Origin of the sequence: Methylobacterium indicum (genome assembly GCF_001043895.1) — a bacterium.
Taxonomy (GTDB): Bacteria; Pseudomonadota; Alphaproteobacteria; order Rhizobiales; family Beijerinckiaceae; genus Methylobacterium; species Methylobacterium indicum.
In genome coordinates this window covers 1-837 of sequence record NZ_JTHF01000418.1, presented here as the reverse complement: position 1 = coordinate 837, position 837 = coordinate 1, and the positions used below count along the sequence as shown (strand labels likewise).

General features: G+C 68.8%; 1 protein-coding gene. It reads left to right on the top strand.

What is annotated here, in order from left to right; translation table 11 throughout:
• Positions 1 to 837: esterase-like activity of phytase family protein (locus QR78_RS30970; protein ID WP_048431478.1), on the top strand; the 837-nt coding region annotated here is incomplete at both ends.

The following is an 837-nucleotide window of genomic DNA, read 5'->3' as shown; positions in this document are numbered from 1 at the left end:
CCAGGGCCTCGAGGCCCTGGCGCTGACCCCGGACGGGCGCGGCCTCGTCACCATCCTGCAGAGCGCGACGCTCCAGGATTCGGGTTCGAGCCAGCAGCAGCGGGCCAATACCCGCATCCTCTACTACGACATCTCCGGTACCCCGACCCCGGCGGCGCCGAGCCGCGAATACGTGCTGCAGCTGCCGGTCTACCAGCAGAACGGCAATGGCGGCGCGCCGAACCGCACCGCGGCCCAGAGCGAGATGGTGGCGCTCAACGACACCCAGTTCCTGGTGCTGTCGCGGGATTCGAACGGGCTCGGCACCGGCAACACCACGCCGATCGTCTACAAGAGCGTCCTCTTCGTCGACACGGCCGGGGCCACCAACATCGCCGGCAGCCCCTATGACGGCACGACGCCGATCTCCCCGAACGGGACCCTGCGGGCCGGCCTGACGCCGGTGAAGACCACGGAGGTCGTCGACATCCTCAACCCGGTGCAGCTCAACCGCTTCGGGATGAACCTCACCACCAACCCGGCGACCCAGACCACCCTGCCGGAGAAGATCGAGGCGATGGGCCTCGTACCGGTGCTGAGCGAGCGGGCGCCCCGCGACTACTTCCTGCTCGTCGGCAACGACAACGACTTCCTGACCCGCCAGGGCGTCATCAACGGCCAGCCCTACGATGCCGGCATCAACAACGACAACATCCTGCTCGCCTACCGGCTGACCCTGCCGACCTATGTCGACCCGCTCTCGCTCGCGGTGATGAAGGAGACGGCGCCGACGGTGCTGCAGGGCTTGGGGGCCGGCGCGATCACCGCCGCGTCCTCGGCGACGCGCAGCGTCCAGGA